Annotated in this window: 1 protein-coding gene; it reads right to left on the bottom strand. The window is 35.6% G+C overall.

Annotation, left to right across the window (positions count from 1 at the left end; all coding sequences use genetic code 11):
* Positions 1–239, bottom strand: a 239-nt coding sequence (locus tag AAEY87_RS14375) for an SLC13 family permease (protein ID WP_350657656.1), incomplete at both ends; no start/stop codon positions are given.

Genomic DNA, 239 nt, shown 5'->3' with positions numbered 1-239 from the left:
CGATATAAGCGTCGCTGTTACGTTATCTGAAATCGACGAAAACAAAAACGCAAAACCACCCACCAAAAACATGAGCTTTTTTTCGCTAATACTTTTTGGCATAACACGGTGCACAATATTTTCTATAAACCCCTTTGAATTTAAATACGCGACAAAGGTCATTGCAGCCATTAAAAATAGCCATAATGAGGCAATTTCTAAAATATTTTCATTTAAAAGATGTTGAATCGTATCGGGGC

The sequence above is a fragment of the Psychrobacter sp. S1-30-MNA-CIBAN-0213 genome (assembly GCF_040309845.1).
Taxonomy (GTDB): Bacteria; Pseudomonadota; Gammaproteobacteria; order Pseudomonadales; family Moraxellaceae; genus Psychrobacter.
The sequence above is the reverse complement of the archived record's forward strand: the minus strand, read 5'-3'. Positions and strand labels throughout refer to the sequence as shown.